We start from the raw sequence: 17,002 nt of genomic DNA, 5'->3' as shown, positions 1-17,002 counted from the left end.
TCCCTACCCAAACCGTGGAATTTCAACGACAGTAACCTCACCTGTCAGTAAGTTAGTAATGTTCACAACAATGCTGTCAGGATTACTCGTTATTAGTTCTACCTGAAAGTCACCACTAACAAAAATACTATCCTGATTGAATATGCTGTCTATCGGGTTTCCATCTTCATCATATTCTTGTTCACCGAATGCGATGTCTGTGATTTCGCGGACTATACGATTGATATAGGCGCGTTCGAGTGATTCTTGAAGGCGTTCGTCATAGGAGCGCTCACTGTAAGGCGCTGTATGAGCGTTTTGTGAATTCGCCTTGCTTAATAGAAATGATCCGTTAAGTGGATTACCACCGAATGACGGGTTGATCGGTTCATACACCAACTCTGTTGCTTTCACACTAGCTGAAGTCCACGAGCCAGTCGCGATTAAGGCTGCTATCAATATCCCTTTTTTCATTACCATTCGTCCCCTGCTAAATCTGGGCTTCTACTGTCTATACTCGCGTTTGCCACCGCGTCTAAAACTAACATGATGGCTTGCTGTACTTTTTCATCTAACGGTACTTGTCTGCGCCCCATGTACGTTTGATAAACCACTCTATTGTCGTAAATCACCGAAAGAAGAGTACCCGCTTGTGGCACAATAATTTCTTTAACAACAAGGTTCTTACCCGAACTGTCTGGGACTTCTCGCCAGTATTGGCTAATGCGAGAGGCAAACTCGTGGCCTTGGCGGCTAATACTGTTATCGAGCAACAGTCCACCTAGCCGAATTTCTTCTGCTTGAATCGGAGAAAAGAACACACCAAAAAGCAGTGTGATAAGAGAGAAACAATACAAGTACTTCATTTTACTGAATATAGCCGGGCAAACGCCCGGCTACTCATTTTTACATCTGTAGGTTTACATCTGAACAACGGTAGCTACGTTGTAGTCACCAACCTGCGTAACACTTACTGTGCCGCCGTTGCCAGTGATACTACCTGTAACTAAGTTATCGTTACCCATTTGCGTAACTTCAAATGTATTCATATCACCAGAAATAACGAACTGACCACCTGCGTCGTCTGTTACCCAGTTTCCTACGCCTTCTTGCATAACACTAACAATATTGTCGTCACCGTTAACCAATAGGTCTAGTAAGTTAAGCTCGCCCGTTTGCGAAACCATAATTTCGTTGTAGCTTGATGTAACGTTGCTTGCCAACTCAACTGATGCCGTATTTTCAACACCCTCTTGAGACATTTCAATGATGTTGCCATCAGCGTAGTAAGTTGCATCACCAATACCAGCTTGTGCTAACGCCAAGTTGGCATCGCCATCTTGCTCAATTTCAACGGTGTTAAACAGGCCATCGAAATTAACTGTGCTGATTTCATTGGCATCACCTACCTGAGTTAAATCAAACTCGTTGAATAAGCCAATTACGCCAGCATAAGCCGTGTTGCCTTCGCCCACTTGGTTAATTTCGAACGTATTCGCTTGTCCGCCGATAGTTTCTACGGTAGCTAAGTTAACGTCACCGATTTGATCGATATTAACTTCATTGCCAGAGCCTTCAAATACTCCTGTGGTAATCTCGTTGCCATCACCATCTTGTTCAAACTCTAGCACATTACCGTCGCCAACCATGCTCCAACCCACAGCGTTCTGGTCGCCATCTTGGTCAATTTCAATTTCGTTTTCTGATCCGATAACGGTTAAATCAGACACGTTGTAATAGCCGTCTTGAATAACATCGATAACGTTTGCATCACCGCTTAACTCGCGAACATACGATTCGTGCCAGTCACCACTTTGATCAACAAATACCGTATTGTCGTTACCCGCAATGGCATTATTAGCCCAGTTACCACCATCGCCCTGATACACTGATAACGTGTTTCCGCTGCCCGAAATGCTATTTATTGAGCGATTAAAAATAAAACCGATAGGGCCGCCATCACCTAATTGAACAAGTGAAACCGTGTTATCGTCACCTTCGACAACGACATCGGCTGTACTATTTAAACTATCTTGCTCAGACTCTAAGAAGTTGCCGTTACCTGTGACACTTGCAAAAAAGGTATTACCTGACTGCATTTGCGAAGCTAGTACTTCGTTTGCGTCACCCGTTACTTCTACTAAGATTGCATTTAAGTCACCTTCCTGACTTAAAATAGATTCATTACCTACCTCATTTCCCTCTGGGGCCGTTTGGGTTAGCGTAATTTCATTGCCTTCAGCTGCAGCAATAAAATCTGCGGAAGCACTGAAATCAACTGTCTTACTCGCTGGAACTTCCTGAGCCGATGCCCACCCTGTCGCTGCAACTAAAAGCAATGCACTCGCTATTTTTGTTTTTTTCATTTTCACATTTGTCTCCCTATGGCAATCACATCATTCTTGATATTGTGTGATGTTAATCACCATTTCGTTCCCTATCTGGTAAACAGTAAAAGACTGTTCACCCAATTGATTAACATTGGCTACATTGTCGAACCCATCTTGAATAATCTCGAAATAGTTATTGTTGTTTTGCTGCAATAAATTAACCACGTTCCCCTCACCCAGCTGAGTGATAAGAGCTTCGTTATTACTGCCGTTTTGAACAACATTCGATAGGTTGGCGCCGTTGCCGCTTTGGATAATGTTAGTTATGTTATTTAGCCCAAACTGACTAACAGCGATGAAGACCGTTTCATCGTCTATCGTTATAGCTTGAGCATTCAGACTCATTGAAAGAGAAGATTCCACCATGTCTGAGCTTGTTGATAAGTCGGACTGTTGAGCATAAGCAGGAAGATTTACGGTTAGAAGACTGCACCCCGTAATGGCTGCCAACGCAACGGCTCTACATGCCTTAGCGTTATTAGCAAATTGGCTCTTTTTAACCTTTAGCTTCTTGTCCATGAGAACGACTGCTTCCTTGATTAACAACAAAGGTGACCCCTCTATAACACTCCTTAAGACGGCGAGAATCCATCACCAATAAGTTGTATTTATTACAGGTCAAATACAGTTAGCACACGTTAAATCAGCAAGTTATTTATTATGGGTAATACCATAGTGCTAGATTTGACGAAAATTCACGCACCGAGTAATTATTGGTAAGACCACCTAGTTTTTGTAGGGTCTTTTAACGGGTATTGCTACAGCGCGCCCCTAAGACATAGAGATCTTAACTACCTGTCAAAAGTCATAGTAATTAAGTACCACTTTGGGCTTCTCTTCTCACTTTTTCCTAGTGGTTAAGTAGTATTTTTGAGCAAATTTTACTGTTAGGGGTGGCAGGTTTTTAAATTTGCGTTATAAGTTTTAACCGTTAGTTATATCAGACCGAACGAGAAGGTTCTGTGATTAAAGCATTATCGCTAATTATGGAATCTAATTATGAAAACAAAGCCTTTTAAAACAGGCCTTTCAGCACTGTCATTAGCCCTTCTACCGCTAATGGTATCTAGTCATGCACACGCCGCAAAAGCCGAAATTTTCGACGATAGCGTTATCGTTGTATACAAAGAAAATGTAAGCAAAGCGGAAAAGATGCGCGCTCGCTCTTCGGTAGGTGCACGAATTAGTGACGCAAACCGTGATGAGGTAGATGATCGCTTCTCTAACCTTTTAAATGGTCGCATTGCCAAACTGGAACTTCGTGGCAAGTCTGTAAAAGACGCCATAGAAATCTTAAAGAAAAATCCTGCGGTTAAAATCGCCGAGCCAAACTTCTTGTACCGCAAAGCCCTGGTACCTAACGATCCTTCTTATGGTGACCTATGGGGTTTGAATAACACCGGTCAAGCCGGCGGTACTGCAGATGTGGATATTGACGCACCAGAAGCATGGGATATAACAACCGGTGATAGCGATGTGGTCATCGGTGTTATCGATACGGGTGTTGACTACAATCATGAAGACCTTGCAGATAACGCATGGGTTAACCCAGGTGAAATTGCTGGAAACGGTATTGATGATGACGGCAACGGTTATATTGACGATGTTTACGGTATCGATGCCTTTAACGGCGATTCTGATCCTATGGACGATGATTCTCACGGTACGCATGTGGCCGGGACAATTGGCGCTGTGGGCGGAAACGGAATTGGCGTAGTCGGTGTAAACCATGACGTGTCAATCGCTGCATGTAAATTCTTAGGTCCTGACGGCGGTTCAACCGCTGGCGCTATTGAATGTATCGATTACTTCACCGACCTTAAAGAGAACCGCGGCATCAATATTAAAGCTACCAACAACAGCTGGGGTGGCGGCGGCTATAGTGAAGCGCTAGAAACTGCTATTGAAGAAGCTGGCCAAGCGGGTATTTTGTTTGTTGCTGCGGCAGGTAACTCCGGTTCAAACAACGACAACGTAGATAACTACCCGTCTAACTATGTCACTACAACAAACAGTCTGCTTGCAGTTGCTAGCCACACTCGTACTGACGGAGACAGCGGCTACTCATACGGTATTGAAACTGTAGACATCGCGGCGCCGGGGACAGCTATCCTATCTACAGTACCAGGTAACGGCTATGCGGCATACTCAGGCACATCAATGGCAACGCCACATGTTGCGGGTGCAGCAGCACTTGTGTGGTCGCTAAACCCAGAACTTACGCCATCTGAAATGAAAGAGCTGTTAATGTCTACAGGTGAAACTAGCCTATGGGCTGATGGTCGCACCGTGTCTGGCAACCGCCTAAATGTACTTAACGCACTTGAAGAAGCTGATCCAACTCCAGGTTTTAAACTGGGCATTACGCCTGGTTCAGCTGAAATTGAAGCGGGTGAAACCTACACCTTCACTATTGAAGTTGGTTCAATTGCTGGCTACGAAGAAGAAGTACAGCTATCGCTTGCAGAGCCAAGTGATATCGCGTCTTTAAGTGCAAGCTCGGCAATGCCTGGCGATACGGTAACACTGACCGTAGAGACATCTGAAGATACGCCTTGGGGTCCATACAGCTTTACGGTGAACGGTGTAAGCGGTGATATTGAGAAATCTAAATCAGCGAATCTTTATGTTTACCCTCAAGGGCTAAACGAATTCCCTTACGCGTATTCTGGTGATGCTGTACCTACGTTACCGAATGAAGAAGATCCAGACGATGTCGGCGTGGACCTAGTGATTAACGTTCCTGACGACTTAACCGTATTCGGTATGCAGGCGTCGGTAAATATCACACACACCTATAGCGGAGATCTCGTACTATCACTGACCTCTCCTCAGGGTACGACCACCGTTCTTCGTCAGAATCAAGGTGGCGCTACAGATGATATCGTTGAGAGCTATAACTCTGATGCCTTTAACGGCGAAGTAGCAACAGGCGATTGGACCTTGAACGTGCTTGATACGTTCAACGGTGACAACGGCACTGTTAACACATGGAGCCTTGTGGTGACCGGTATTGGTGAAGTAGGCCCAACACCGCCTAACTCTGCGTTTACCTATGACGCTTCAGGATTATCAGTAAGCTTTACTAATAACAGTAACGACGTTAATGACGACATTGTCAGCTATAGCTGGGACTTTGGCGATGGCTCTACTTCAACGGAAGAGAACCCAACGCATGTTTACGCGAGCACTGGCGCCTATGACGTAACCCTTACGGTTACCGACTCTGAAGGCCAAACTGGCGTATCAACAGAAACCGTATCAGTTTCAGATAGCAACATTGTTGCAGAAATTGACCGCGCTATGCTGTCTCGATTCGGTTCGTTACGCGTAGATTTATCATATAGTGGCTCGATGGCCGATACTGTAATGATTTATCGCAACGGTGAGCTACTTGAAGAAGTAAGCAACACTGGACGTTATCGCGACAGAAGCAGAGGCGTTCAACCTGGTGAGTATACTTATATGGTTTGTGATGAAACCTCTGCATGCTCTGCACCAGTGTCTGTAAACCTTTAATGTAGTTTGCGTATCGCTGACGCGCTCTTCGTGACAGTTGGCGAATGATACGCTGAACAGTTAAGAGTTAAGCAATTGCCGGCCAAGGATAGGCCGGCTTTTTTTATTCTGAGAATTAAAGAGAGCGCCACTCTAAGCCATCGGCTTATTCACTATAAGCCAAATACAACGTACACTTGATGCATTAAGAAATAATAAGCATTTTTTCATGCACATACTCATTATTGACGATCACGAAATTGTAAGGGATGGCATTAAAACACTCATCGAGCAAGAGTATGGCTGGCATGTTTCTTACGCAGTAAGCTCTCTGGATGCTCTTCCCTCCTTCGCTACGTTAGACGATATTGACGTTGCCATTCTAGATATCTCATTAGCACAGGAAAGTGGTTTCGATACGCTAGTAAAAATCAAGAAAGACGCGCCGTTTATAAAGTGCTTAATGCTGAGCATGTATGATCATGTTGGCTATATCAGTAAAGCGCTTGAGCTCGGCGCCGATGGCTACGTTACAAAGAATGCCGCCACTAAAGAATTGATGGACGCGTTGGAGTCTCTAGAGAAGGACGAGAATTATCTAAGCACAGATATTAGTAAAAAGTTAGCTTTCGGTGATAAACAGCTAACCTCTATCCTTACTGAAAGGGAAAAGGAAATTTTCTTACTGTTAGCAAAAGGATTCCAGCCAAAACAGATTGCTTACTACATAGATACTGCCCCGAAAACAGTGATGGTTCACAGAACTAATATTTACAAGAAACTCAATGTAACCTCCCAATTTGGTTTACTTAGAATTGCGTTAGAAACTGGGTACCTCGACGTTTCTGACGTTATCTACGACGACACGCTAGTCAAAGCAAATTGATGAATTTAACGCGGTATTTCAACGTTACCTATTTACTAATGGGATTAGGTTATACCGCGCTATTTCACGGCGTGTGGTTGTTCAGCACCCAATTTGAAATTATTTCAGGTACGGTGAGCTGGTATTTGCCTGCTGGAGTTCGCCTGGCGGCGTTTTTACTACTGCCAATTTACAGCTGGCCACTGCTACTCATCGCAGAAAAATCAACCCACTTCATTTTATTTCACCCCGGTGGCATTCTCGACAATACGGCGTTTTTAAGTGGAACCATAGGTTGGTATTTAGTCCATTTAGTGCTGTCACCCGCGGTAATTTGTACATGCGTTTATTTATTCAGACGTCGCTTTAGCGCACCTTATATAGACAATGTTTCCAGCACCCTTGCCACGTTGGCTTTTGGTGTTCTTATAAGTGTTGCTCTTGGGGCGGTATTTCTGGGCAGAAGGGCTATTGAACTGCAAACAGGCATAGAGGTTTTTCTTTCTATTTTGTTTGATTTTTCATTAGGTGACTTTGTAGGAATTGTTGTTCTTTGTCCTTTTCTTTTCGCATTATATAAACGGCCATCTATCCCTAAGAGTCACTTAGTACTGTACCTTACAACAATCGCTTGGCTGGTTTTGCTGGTGCTGAGCAGCTATGCCTACTCCCAACAAATTAACATCAGCTATCAGGTTAAGTATCTAGCGGTTTTCCCCGCGCTGTTTTTATCGTATCGCTATGCCATAGTTGGCAGTGCGTTTTCGTGTTTACTCATAGGTATTACTGCGTTCGTGGTGGCAAGCCAGAGCGCACTTCCTCCCATTGAGCATCAGTTTTACATCTTAGCATCATGTACAAGTTGCCTCATTTTAGGTGCTTCAATTAACCAATCTACCTTGTTGAATATGAAGCTTGCGAAGAAAAACGAGGATCTTGAAGTATCGGTGCAAAGCGCTCAAGCACTGGCCAGTCAATTAGTGGTAGTGCAAGAAGATGAACGAAAGCGCTTATCGCGGGATTTACACGACGACTTTGGTCACCGCATAGTCGATTTGAAACTTCAACTGTCGCTAGATAGCAGAGAAAGCGACAACGACATGATGCTCAATAAGATAGATGCTCTATACCACGCAATGAAGAAAAGCTTAGGAGGATTACGTCCGTCCGGTATTGATACACTTCCCATTGAAAGCGTGATCCAACGTTCAGAGATTATTACCACGCTCAAGCGCGCAAACATAGACTATTCGTTTAACGTTAGCGGCACGCCAGTACCGTTCGATTCAGACCAGAAAATACATATCTATCGCATTGTGCAGGAAGCGGTGACAAACAGTATAAAATATGCCAATGCGACGTCGCTCAGTATTGATATCAACTATGCGCAACACAGTGCCGTGTTTATCGTCACTGACGACGGCGGCGGCATCCCTGAGCATTTTGCCCACTTAGCAAACGCTGAACCCACACTCGGCCTGCTGTCGATGAGAGAACGCGCAAAGTTGATAAATGGTGAGTTTGATATTTCCCAGAACAAACCAACAGGCACCCGAGTTTGCCTGACTTTGCCCTACAGTGCTTAAGTTACTCCACTGCGTTTTAGGTGCGTCGCTGCATCCTTTTTATGCTACATTGCTGTTGATTTAACTACTATTTTGATAACCGTATGCAAAAAAATTTCATTACTCGCCGAGCCCGTTTTTTTAGACAGTGCCTGAACATTGCTGTCCTAATTGCCACTTTCACCACGTTAAATGGCTGTGTAAGTACTCAAAATGAAAGTCCTTACACTTACGCTCCGTCTGCATCACCCTATCAAGATGTGGTCAATGCACAGCAGCGAGCTGTGGAACAAAGCAAATTACTTTTGGTTGTTCTGGGTGCTCAGTGGTGCCACGACAGTACTGGCTTAGCTGAGCGTTTTGCGACAAAGGAAATGGACCTTATTCTACGCGCTCATTATGAAACCGTATTTGTTGATGTGGGAACACTTGAAGACAGAAGAAATATAACCGAGCGATTTGACTACCCCATTTATTACGCCACACCAACAGTAATGGTGGTTGAACCTAAAACCAGCGCACTGTTAAACAGAACGTCAATGGATATATGGGGGCGCGCTGACAGCATTCCCTTATCGGAGTACATTCAGTATTTCTCTCGCTTTCCTGCAATGACAACTGCGCAAAAAGCCCCGTTTATTAACTGGGAAGCGACAGATGAAGAAGAAGCTTACAATAAAGAGCAAGCACTCAGATTACAAAGCGCTTATGACAAACTCGGTCCGCTACTTGCGCTAGATTTACAAGGTAATACCCCACAAGGGCTTAACGAGCTATGGAAAGAGACCAAAGGGTTTCGCACTGAACTGCAAAAAACGCTGATAAAGCGCGCCGAGCTTACGTTAGATTCTGAGAATGGCAACGGAGTCAACACCACGCCAGCATTGCGACATTACAATCCGTTTTCGTGGGAACATAATTAGGGCCTTTCCAACGGCCCTTTTTTAATAAACTCGGTTTTATGAAGCGCAGTTCAACTGTTTACGCTTTTGCCCTGTTTGACGCCGTATTATTAGTGGTGCTATTTGACGGATTACTTCTGCGCTTAGCTGGTCGTTTAGCGGCACTTCCTTCACTTCCTGAGCGTCTTCGACCTGCAGGCTTTCCACCGCTATTGTTGCGCGAATCCGGTTTACCTGCGCGCGGATTACCATTTCCGCTACGGTTGCCTTGACGTTGACCCGACTTTTTATTCTCGCCACTTCGTTTACCTTCGCTGCCGCTCTCACCTTGTGGTGCTTTCGGCTTTTTCGGCTTCTTGGGCTTTTTAGGCTTAGAAAGCGTGGTAACAGGCACGGCTTGCTGGGGCTCGAAACCTTCCAACGTTTCACGAGGAAGCAGCTTTTGAATCAGTGTCTCAATATCTTTCAGGTTTTGCAGTTCTTCAGCACATACAAATGACCAAGCCTGTCCACTAGCGCCTGCGCGCCCTGTACGACCAATTCGGTGAACATAGTCAGCTGCCGTATTGGGTAAGTCTAGGTTTACAACGATAGGCAATTCACTAATGTCGATGCCGCGTGCTGCGATATCGGTGGCTACCAGCACTTTAATTGCGCCATTTTTAAAGTCAGCAAGCGCTTTAGTTCTTGCTCCTTGGCTTTTATTACCGTGAATAGCGGCACTTGGAATTTTTGACCGAGTTAGCTTTTCTGCAATACGGTTAGCACCGTGTTTCGTGCGGCTAAACACTAACACCTGCTCCCACTTCTGCTGTTTGATCAGACAAATAAGCGCGGTCGTCTTTTTGGATTTATCAATGGTCACTAAGTGCTGCTGAACCGCTTCTACCGTGGTATTGGCTGGCGCGGTTGAAATACTCACAGGGTTGCGCGTTATTGTTTTCGCCAGCGCAGTGATTTCATCAGAAAACGTGGCTGAAAACAATAAGCTTTGACGCTCTTGTGGCAATAGCTTCAATACTCTCTTAATGTCGTGAATAAAGCCCATATCAAGCATTCTGTCGGCTTCATCCAATACCAACACTTCAAGCTGAGAAAACTTAACAGCGTTTTGCTGGTAGAGGTCAAGCAATCGTCCAGGCGTAGCAATTAACACATCCACACCTTTACGCAGCTTCATCATTTGAGGATTAATGCCTACACCACCAAATACCACAGCAGTTTTTAACGGCAAAAACTCGCTGAACGCTCTGATGCTCTCTTCTACCTGAGCAGCAAGTTCTCGCGTGGGTGTTAAGATAAGTGCCCGAACATTGTTGCCAGATACAGGTTGACCTTCCATCAATCTCTGTAAAATAGGAAGTCCAAATCCTGCAGTTTTCCCTGTTCCCGTTTGCGCAGCTGCCAACACATCCTTTCCTTGCAATACTTCTGGTATTGCCTTTTCCTGGATTGGTGATGGTGTACTAAATCCTCGTTTTTCAATAGCTTTTAACAAGGGTTCAGCGAGCCCTAATTGGGTAAATGACATTAATAAACTCCTGTCATAGGTATTTATAAAAAATTGCATACCGCAAAGGTATAAGCGTTAGTGCTTTATTGCTAACCGTGGGGGTTATAGATTACTGGGAAAACCTAAAGAGATACGCCATTGCCAACTTGGCTTATTGGTGTTTGACATCAAGAAAAGAACGTAGGTGTTTACTCTTACAAATTGCGCGCGGAGTCTACCACTAAAAGCCGAAAGCCACCAGCGCATTTTTTGTTCAAAATCTAGTTAAGCTTTCCTGACGTTTCACTTAATAAGTTCCGATTTACATAGCTTAAGAGCATGGGAAGTTTTATCGGCTTTTCGCACTAAGAGAATGGTCTTGAACCGTACCGTCTTCCCTCATTTTTAGGAGAGATATTGTTATATTTATATTTTTATCAAAACGATAAATATCTATTTAACACGAATTTTGCGACCTAGAAACGTAAACTTATCAAGTAACAGAGTTTAATTTTATTTATCAATACCTTAAGACATTTAGCTTTTAAAAGTGTGCGTTAAAAAAACAAGTTAAACAGGGCTCTTCTACGTAAAAACACCTCAAAACCTTTGAAATTAAAGACTACTTGATAGCCAATTTCTGTTGGATAGATAAAAAAAGCTTTACCATATTTGTTATAACAGATAAAAAGCGCGCAGTTATTCCACGCTCAAATTACATCCACGCTGCTGCAGTGTGGTAAACAAGTGAAGTAGAAAACATGAATGTTGATAGTTTAACCCAGCACTTTGAGGAAAAGTTGGCTTTAGTCAAAGCATCGGTGATGTCTGATAGCTTTGTTATCCAGCTTACAACAATCGCAATTATTTATTGCGTTGCATTTTTGCTTGCACGACAAGTAAAAAAGCCATTTAAGTTTACCCGAGAAAAGCCGCAGCAAGGCGCACATACTATGCACGGCTTTTTATACAATCTGGGTGAGGCACTATTCCCGCTTATCACCATCAGTATGCTAAAGCTTACTACCGTGTTGGGGGCGCAATTTCAGTTTGATGCATGGCTATTGGAAATAGCCGTTGTTGTAGCACTAATGCTGTTTGTTAATTCCTTGATTACTGGTTTTGTCGAAAACAACACCATTGCAGCGTTTATGCGATGGGTAGGTTTACCTATCCTATTTTTACACTTAGTTGGCGTGCTTCCGCTGATAACTTCAGCATTGGAGTCAATGGCAATATCAGTCGGCAATGTTGAAATTTCAGCGTATGGCGTAACAAGAGTGCTATTGTTTGGTGGCTTGCTGTTCTGGCTAGGCCGCAGCTCGAACGCCATTGGTCAAGATATTATTCGAAACCATAAGTCGCTCGACGTTTCTACCAAAGAAGTGTTCGCAAAGCTGTTTGAAGTTGCCCTGTTCTGTGTGGTCTTTCTTTTATTGCTTAACGTCATGGGAATTAACCTTACCGCATTAGCCGTGTTTGGTGGTGCAGTAGGTGTGGGTTTAGGCTTAGGTCTGCAGTCCATCGCATCAAACTTCATCTCGGGCATCATAATTCTATTGGATAAATCATTGACCGTAGGCGATTACGTTGAATTGGAAGACGGGCAGAAAGGTATCGTCAGAGAATTTAAAATGCGCTATGCCGTATTAGAGACATATGACGGTAAAGATGTACTGGTGCCTAACGAAAAGTTTATCAGCTCCTTGCTAATAAACTGGACACACAAAAACCAAAAACAACGTTACCGCATCGACTTTTCTGTCGCCTATAAAACTGATATCCGCGCGATGGTAGAGATTATTAAAGAGGCGGTATCGGAACACCCGCAGGTGATCAGTGGCGATGATGTTCCATTTGAAGAGCTGCCTGACTGTGAAATAGATAGCTTTGGCGACTCAGGCGTTAACATGTTCGTTGAGTTTTGGATGGAAGGGGTGGACGATGGTAAAAACCGCGTGGGTGGCGATTTGCTGCTTACTGTGTTTGAAACATTACGCGAGCACAACATTGAAATACCGTTCCCTCAACGCGAAGTAAGGGTTATCAACGAACAAGGCATTGGTATTCGAAATACCACACCGTAGCTAAACTCGCTCATGACATGAGCGCTTTCAGTCATACCTTCGCGCTGGCTAAAACCTAGCGCGAAGCGTATCCCATTGCCACTCTTGGGCAGACAGACCTAACGTCTGGACAAACTTTGCATAGTCTTCTTTGCCCATCGCTGACGCTACAGTTTTTAATTGAGATTTGGCTTTTATTGCTTTTACCTGCAGTAACTCCAATCGCTTATCGGCACTTGAATCGAAGTTTTCACTGATGATTGCATTCGCTTTATTGGTCGCTTCCCACGCTGTAATAACATAGCCCACCAGCTTTATGTAAACACCTACCATACGCTTTCGTTCAAATATGTTCTCAAACAGTGAGCCAGATAACGACTTTTGGAAACTGGCCTCTGTTTCTAAGGCAACAAATTGCTCGGCGTTCTTTAGCTCATTCAACACATTGTGTAAGAGCTTAATGTGGGCATGCGTATTAAGTGCATCGACGTGAAGTGCATTAATATCGTCGCTTAGCATTTCTAAATTGACCAACGTTCGTTGAAGACTAGCCATTGTGGTAATTGTCTGTAGAAGCGAAAAATAAAGGTTCAGTGTATCGAATTAAGGATGGGTTTGCGATGGTCTCGCTGGCGTTTTAATCACATTAAGAATTCATAACACAACTTATAGAAATCAATTAAAAAGGGCGCGGAAGCGCCCTTTTAGTTTTTATGTCTATTGAGAATTAGTTGTTAAGCTAATTCGCGATAGTAGTTTTATCGCATCTATTTACCCAAGCTGGCGTTTAGATCGTGACGTAAATCGAAACGGTCTAGCGTCATCACTTTGGTCCAAGCGTCGACGAAGTCTTTAACAAAACGGCTTTTCGCGTTGTCGTAGGCATAAACTTCGGCCACTGCACGCAGCTCACTGTTTGATCCAAAGACCAGGTCTACAGGCGTACCTGTATACATAACTTCACCAGTAGTTCTGTTTACACCTTCATATACCGACGGGTTATCTGTTTTTCTCCACTTAACGCCCATATCAAGAAGCGTTACGAAGAAATCGTTGTTAAGCGTGCCTACTTTGTCAGTAAATACACCGTGGCTAGTGCCACCTGTATTTGCTCCCAATGAACGCAGACCACCAAGCAAAACAGTCATTTCTGGTACCGTTAGATTAAGCTGATCGGCTTTGTCTACCAGCATGTCGGTTGGCGAACGATAGCTAGCTTCTGCGTTGTAATAGTTTCTAAACGCATCGGCTGTTGGCTCTAACAATGAAAACGAATTAACGTCTGTTTGCTCTTGCGTAGCATCAGTTCTACCCGGAACCACTGGCACAGTAACCTTGACGCCAGCATCTGCCGCTGCTTTTTCAATTGCTGCCGCGCCGCCAATCACAATGAGGTCAGCAAGAGATACTTTCTTCTTAGAAAACATGCGTGAATTGTAGTCTTCTTGCATCTCTTTAAGCTTAGAAACAACGGCTTGAACGGTTTCAGGCTCGTTGGCTTCCCAATTCATTTGCGGTTCAAGGGCAATACGAGCACCGTTCGCTCCACCGCGTAAATCAGATGCTCGGAAGCTAGATGCTGCCGCCCATGCTGTTTTCACAAGTTGCTGAACGGTTAAACCACTGTCTAAGATGTCAGCTTTAAGTTTCTTAACGTCTTTATCAGAGATCGCTTTATAGTCAGCTTTAGGCACTGGATCTTGCCAGATGAAGTTCTCTTCTGGGATATCGTTACCCAAGTAACGTGCCTTAGGACCCATATCGCGGTGAGTTAGCTTGAACCACGCTTTGGCAAACGCCGTTTGATACTCTTTAGGATCCGCTAAGAAGCGCTCGGCAATTTTTCGATACTCTGGATCATACTTAAGCGCCAAGTCAGCTGTAGTCATCACAGGAGGATTTTTCTTACCTTCTACGTGCGCATCTGGTACTGATTTATGAAGCGATTCATCGGTAGGGATCCACTGGATAGCGCCGGCAGGACTGCGAGTTTGCTTCCACTCAAAGCCCAATAAGTTTTGGAGATATAGGCTCGTCCATTTAGTAGGTAGCTGTGTCCAAGCACCTTCCAAACCGCTCGTTACTGTGTCTTCTGCATTGCCTTTACCGCAATTGTTCTTCCAACCTAGTCCCTGCTCTTCTAAGCCTGCACCGCCTGGCTCAGCTTCTAAACAATCAGCAGGCTTGTGTGCGCCGTGCATTTTTCCAAATGTATGACCACCCGCTATTAGCGCAACGGTCTCTTCGTCATTCATCGCCATACGGCCAAATGCAGTGCGAATATTTTTCGCAGATCCCATCGGATCAGGCACACCTTTAGGGCCTTCAGGGTTAACATAGATCAAGCCCATGTGCGTTGCCCCCAACGGGCGCTGAAGCTTACCGTCGCGCTCTTCACGATCGCTCGCAAGCATTTCCACTTCTGGGCCCCAATAAACCATGTCAGGTTCCCAGTCGTCGGTACGACCACCCGCAAATCCATAGGTGTCAAAGCCCATGTTTTCCATGCCTACGGTACCCGCTAGGATCATTAAGTCGCCCCAAGATAAACTTTCACCGTACTTTTGCTTAATAGGCCAAAGTAAGCGACGCGCTTTATCAAGGTTTCCGTTGTCTGGCCAGCTGTTCAGCGGATCAAAACGCATTTGACCACCGTCACCACCGCCACGACCATCTAGCGTACGATAGGTACCTGCACTGTGCCATGAAAGTCGAATGAAGAAAGGACCATAATTTCCGAAGTCGGCCGGCCACCAATCTTGAGAAGTAGTGAGTAGCTCATTAACATCTTTTTTTACTTGGTCGAGATCTAGCTTAGCGAATGCCTTTGCATAACTGAAATCATCACCTAGTGGGTTTGAGCGATTATCGTGATCTCTTAACGGAGAGAGATCGAGCTGATCAGGCCACCAAAATTGATTATTTTTCGCTTGAAAAGCTTTAGCAGTGCCCGTGCCTTTAGCACCCGCAGGCTTACTAATTTGATCGTTGGCGATAGCCCCTGTTGCACCAAGCGATAAGGCAACAAGTACTGATACTGTGGTTTTTTTAAACCTGTTTATAGTCATGGTCTTTTCCCGTCTGAGTTTGTTGTAGTTACCAAAGCGTGAGTGCGAATCACACCACTAATTTGTTAACATTTTGTTTACCTCATAAGCAGTTAAAAGATAGACAGGCTTAGAGAATATTTACAGTTGATAAAATGAATTCAACTGATTAGAAAATCCAATCAATGAAAAGTTGATTAATTTCAATACTTTAAAAACCCAGTTCACTTTATGACGTAGACGACTGTCGCTCAGTAGAATTATGTAATGCGGAAAATGAGCTAGATCTGTGAATCTCTTTCAGAGATTGGGAAATTTTTTCGCTTCGTGAAGAGTGAAACTTTTCCATACTTTCTATAAGCGGCTAAATAACCAACTAAAAAGTGCCGATTTATGTAAAGTTTTCATCTAATTGAAATACATTCTGCAATTTCTACCATGGCACAGCAATTGATACAGAGATGATGCAATTAAAGACGCATTAACTTCAGATAAGAAGTCGATGGAATGTTAAAGAAGTAATGAGGATGAACTTATGAAAAACACACTTAAGACACTTACCGGACTTGCAGCTATTGCCTCTATCAGTGCTATGGCTTCATTCGGTGCGCATGCTCAATCAAATCAAATTGAAGCAAAAGACAGTGGTTTTTATGTAGGTGGTAATTACGGTTACCTACGCGTTGAAGGTGAAGATGACTTTGACGATGACAAAGATGTTTGGCAAGGCCTTGTTGGATATAAATTCAATGAGTGGATTGCAATTGAAGGTGGTTACATCGATTTTGGTGATTACGGTAACGACCTTGCAGGTGCTGAAACAGACGGCTACACCGCGGCGATCAAGGGTATTCTTCCATTAACAGAGCGTTTTTCTCTCTACGCGAAAGCAGGTCAACTTTGGTCAGAAACCGAGTACAACTTTGCTGGCGTTTCACGTGATAACGATGACGAAAGCTTGTTTGTAGGCGCAGGCCTAAGCTACGCGATTACTAGTAACTTTTTAGTAAACGCCGAGTACACTGTTTATGATACAGAGCTTGATGCAGACGAAGCGTTTGATGACATCGACGACACCGATTTTGAAACCGATCTTAAGCAAGCCAGTATTGGTGTTGAGTATCGTTTCTAAGACATTTGCTGCCTCACGTTTAACAACGTGACTTAATGAGAATGCTAAAGCCTTGGCAACACAGCC

At 44.1% G+C, this 17,002-nt stretch carries 13 protein-coding genes; 6 read left to right on the top strand and 7 right to left on the bottom strand.

What is annotated here, in order from left to right; all coding sequences use genetic code 11:
* Positions 1-3 precede the first annotated feature (3 nt).
* Genes MHN00_RS04425 through MHN00_RS04410 form a run of 4 tightly spaced genes read right to left on the bottom strand, consistent with a single transcriptional unit; the run spans position 4 to position 2,888 of the window.
* Positions 4-453 (bottom strand): curli assembly protein CsgF, encoded by a 450-nt coding sequence (locus tag MHN00_RS04425; protein ID WP_014950699.1) that lies wholly within the window; start codon positions 451-453, stop codon positions 4-6.
* The gene (locus MHN00_RS04420; RefSeq protein WP_239300415.1) at positions 453-845 is read right to left on the bottom strand and encodes a curli production assembly/transport protein CsgE; all 393 of its coding nucleotides are present in this window, start codon (positions 843-845) and stop codon (positions 453-455) included. Before MHN00_RS04420 ends, MHN00_RS04425 begins: the two co-directional genes overlap by 1 nt.
* A gap of 54 nt (positions 846-899) precedes the next feature.
* On the bottom strand, positions 900-2,345 hold the full coding sequence (locus MHN00_RS04415) for a curlin (protein WP_239300413.1): 1,446 nt from the start codon (positions 2,343-2,345) through the stop codon (positions 900-902).
* Between the two features lie 30 nt (positions 2,346-2,375).
* Positions 2,376-2,888, bottom strand: coding sequence for a hypothetical protein (locus MHN00_RS04410; protein WP_014980268.1), 513 nt, complete (start codon positions 2,886-2,888; stop codon positions 2,376-2,378).
* Positions 2,889-3,368: 480 nt separating this feature from the next.
* Here MHN00_RS04410 and MHN00_RS04405 point away from each other — a divergent pair, with 480 nt between their 5' ends.
* From MHN00_RS04405 to MHN00_RS04390, 4 genes are all read left to right on the top strand, one after another.
* Entirely contained in the window at positions 3,369-5,888 is a 2,520-nt protein-coding gene (locus MHN00_RS04405) for a S8 family serine peptidase (RefSeq protein ID WP_014950703.1), read from the top strand.
* Positions 5,889-6,096: 208 nt separating this feature from the next.
* On the top strand, positions 6,097-6,753 hold the full coding sequence (locus MHN00_RS04400) for a response regulator transcription factor (RefSeq protein WP_039225936.1): 657 nt from the start codon (positions 6,097-6,099) through the stop codon (positions 6,751-6,753).
* Entirely contained in the window at positions 6,753-8,318 is a 1,566-nt protein-coding gene (locus MHN00_RS04395) for an ATP-binding protein (RefSeq protein WP_239300411.1), read from the top strand. Before MHN00_RS04400 ends, MHN00_RS04395 begins: the two co-directional genes overlap by 1 nt.
* A gap of 83 nt (positions 8,319-8,401) precedes the next feature.
* Positions 8,402-9,220, top strand: coding sequence for a thioredoxin family protein (locus tag MHN00_RS04390; RefSeq protein WP_014977389.1), 819 nt, complete (start codon positions 8,402-8,404; stop codon positions 9,218-9,220).
* Positions 9,221-9,278: 58 nt separating this feature from the next.
* On the opposite strand, the gene MHN00_RS04385 is transcribed toward MHN00_RS04390, so the two are convergent.
* Positions 9,279-10,730: a DEAD/DEAH box helicase gene (locus tag MHN00_RS04385; RefSeq protein WP_014977390.1), complete on the bottom strand. Its 1,452-nt coding sequence runs from the start codon at positions 10,728-10,730 to the stop codon at positions 9,279-9,281.
* Between the two features lie 722 nt (positions 10,731-11,452).
* On the opposite strand from MHN00_RS04385, the gene MHN00_RS04380 reads away from it, so the two are divergent.
* On the top strand, positions 11,453-12,778 hold the full coding sequence (locus tag MHN00_RS04380; protein WP_075176721.1) for a mechanosensitive ion channel domain-containing protein: 1,326 nt from the start codon (positions 11,453-11,455) through the stop codon (positions 12,776-12,778).
* Positions 12,779-12,826: 48 nt separating this feature from the next.
* Here the strand turns inward: MHN00_RS04380 and MHN00_RS04375 are convergent, their stop codons facing one another.
* Both MHN00_RS04375 and katG read right to left on the bottom strand, forming a co-directional pair.
* Positions 12,827-13,312 carry a hypothetical protein gene (locus MHN00_RS04375; RefSeq protein WP_014949481.1) on the bottom strand — a complete coding sequence of 162 codons (486 nt, stop codon included), beginning with the start codon at positions 13,310-13,312 and terminating at the stop codon, positions 12,827-12,829.
* A gap of 212 nt (positions 13,313-13,524) precedes the next feature.
* Entirely contained in the window at positions 13,525-15,825 is a 2,301-nt protein-coding gene (gene katG, locus MHN00_RS04370) for a catalase/peroxidase HPI (RefSeq protein WP_014977393.1), read from the bottom strand.
* Between the two features lie 514 nt (positions 15,826-16,339).
* Between katG and MHN00_RS04365 the strand changes: the two genes are divergently transcribed.
* On the top strand, positions 16,340-16,936 hold the full coding sequence (locus MHN00_RS04365) for a porin family protein (protein WP_239300409.1): 597 nt from the start codon (positions 16,340-16,342) through the stop codon (positions 16,934-16,936).
* Positions 16,937-17,002 lie beyond the last annotated feature (66 nt).

The organism is Alteromonas sp. Cnat2-8, from assembly GCF_022348355.1.
GTDB lineage: Bacteria > Pseudomonadota > Gammaproteobacteria > Enterobacterales > Alteromonadaceae > Alteromonas > Alteromonas macleodii.
The sequence above is the reverse complement of the archived record's forward strand: the minus strand, read 5'-3'. Positions and strand labels throughout refer to the sequence as shown.

Excerpts from the sequence above, each read along its gene's own strand:
- katG (WP_014977393.1), bottom strand. The coding sequence starts at position 15,825 with ATGACTATAAACAGGTTTAAAAAAACCACAGTATCAGTACTTGTTGCC.
- MHN00_RS04405 (WP_014950703.1), top strand. The coding sequence starts at position 3,369 with ATGAAAACAAAGCCTTTTAAAACAGGCCTTTCAGCACTGTCATTAGCC.
- MHN00_RS04425 (WP_014950699.1), bottom strand. The coding sequence starts at position 453 with ATGAAAAAAGGGATATTGATAGCAGCCTTAATCGCGACTGGCTCGTGG.
- MHN00_RS04420 (WP_239300415.1), bottom strand. The coding sequence starts at position 845 with ATGAAGTACTTGTATTGTTTCTCTCTTATCACACTGCTTTTTGGTGTG.
- MHN00_RS04375 (WP_014949481.1), bottom strand. The coding sequence starts at position 13,312 with ATGGCTAGTCTTCAACGAACGTTGGTCAATTTAGAAATGCTAAGCGAC.
- MHN00_RS04365 (WP_239300409.1), top strand. The coding sequence starts at position 16,340 with ATGAAAAACACACTTAAGACACTTACCGGACTTGCAGCTATTGCCTCT.
- MHN00_RS04380 (WP_075176721.1), top strand. The coding sequence starts at position 11,453 with ATGAATGTTGATAGTTTAACCCAGCACTTTGAGGAAAAGTTGGCTTTA.
- MHN00_RS04415 (WP_239300413.1), bottom strand. The coding sequence starts at position 2,345 with ATGAAAAAAACAAAAATAGCGAGTGCATTGCTTTTAGTTGCAGCGACA.
- MHN00_RS04395 (WP_239300411.1), top strand. The coding sequence starts at position 6,753 with ATGAATTTAACGCGGTATTTCAACGTTACCTATTTACTAATGGGATTA.
- MHN00_RS04410 (WP_014980268.1), bottom strand. The coding sequence starts at position 2,888 with ATGGACAAGAAGCTAAAGGTTAAAAAGAGCCAATTTGCTAATAACGCT.
- MHN00_RS04390 (WP_014977389.1), top strand. The coding sequence starts at position 8,402 with ATGCAAAAAAATTTCATTACTCGCCGAGCCCGTTTTTTTAGACAGTGC.
- MHN00_RS04400 (WP_039225936.1), top strand. The coding sequence starts at position 6,097 with ATGCACATACTCATTATTGACGATCACGAAATTGTAAGGGATGGCATT.
- MHN00_RS04385 (WP_014977390.1), bottom strand. The coding sequence starts at position 10,730 with ATGTCATTTACCCAATTAGGGCTCGCTGAACCCTTGTTAAAAGCTATT.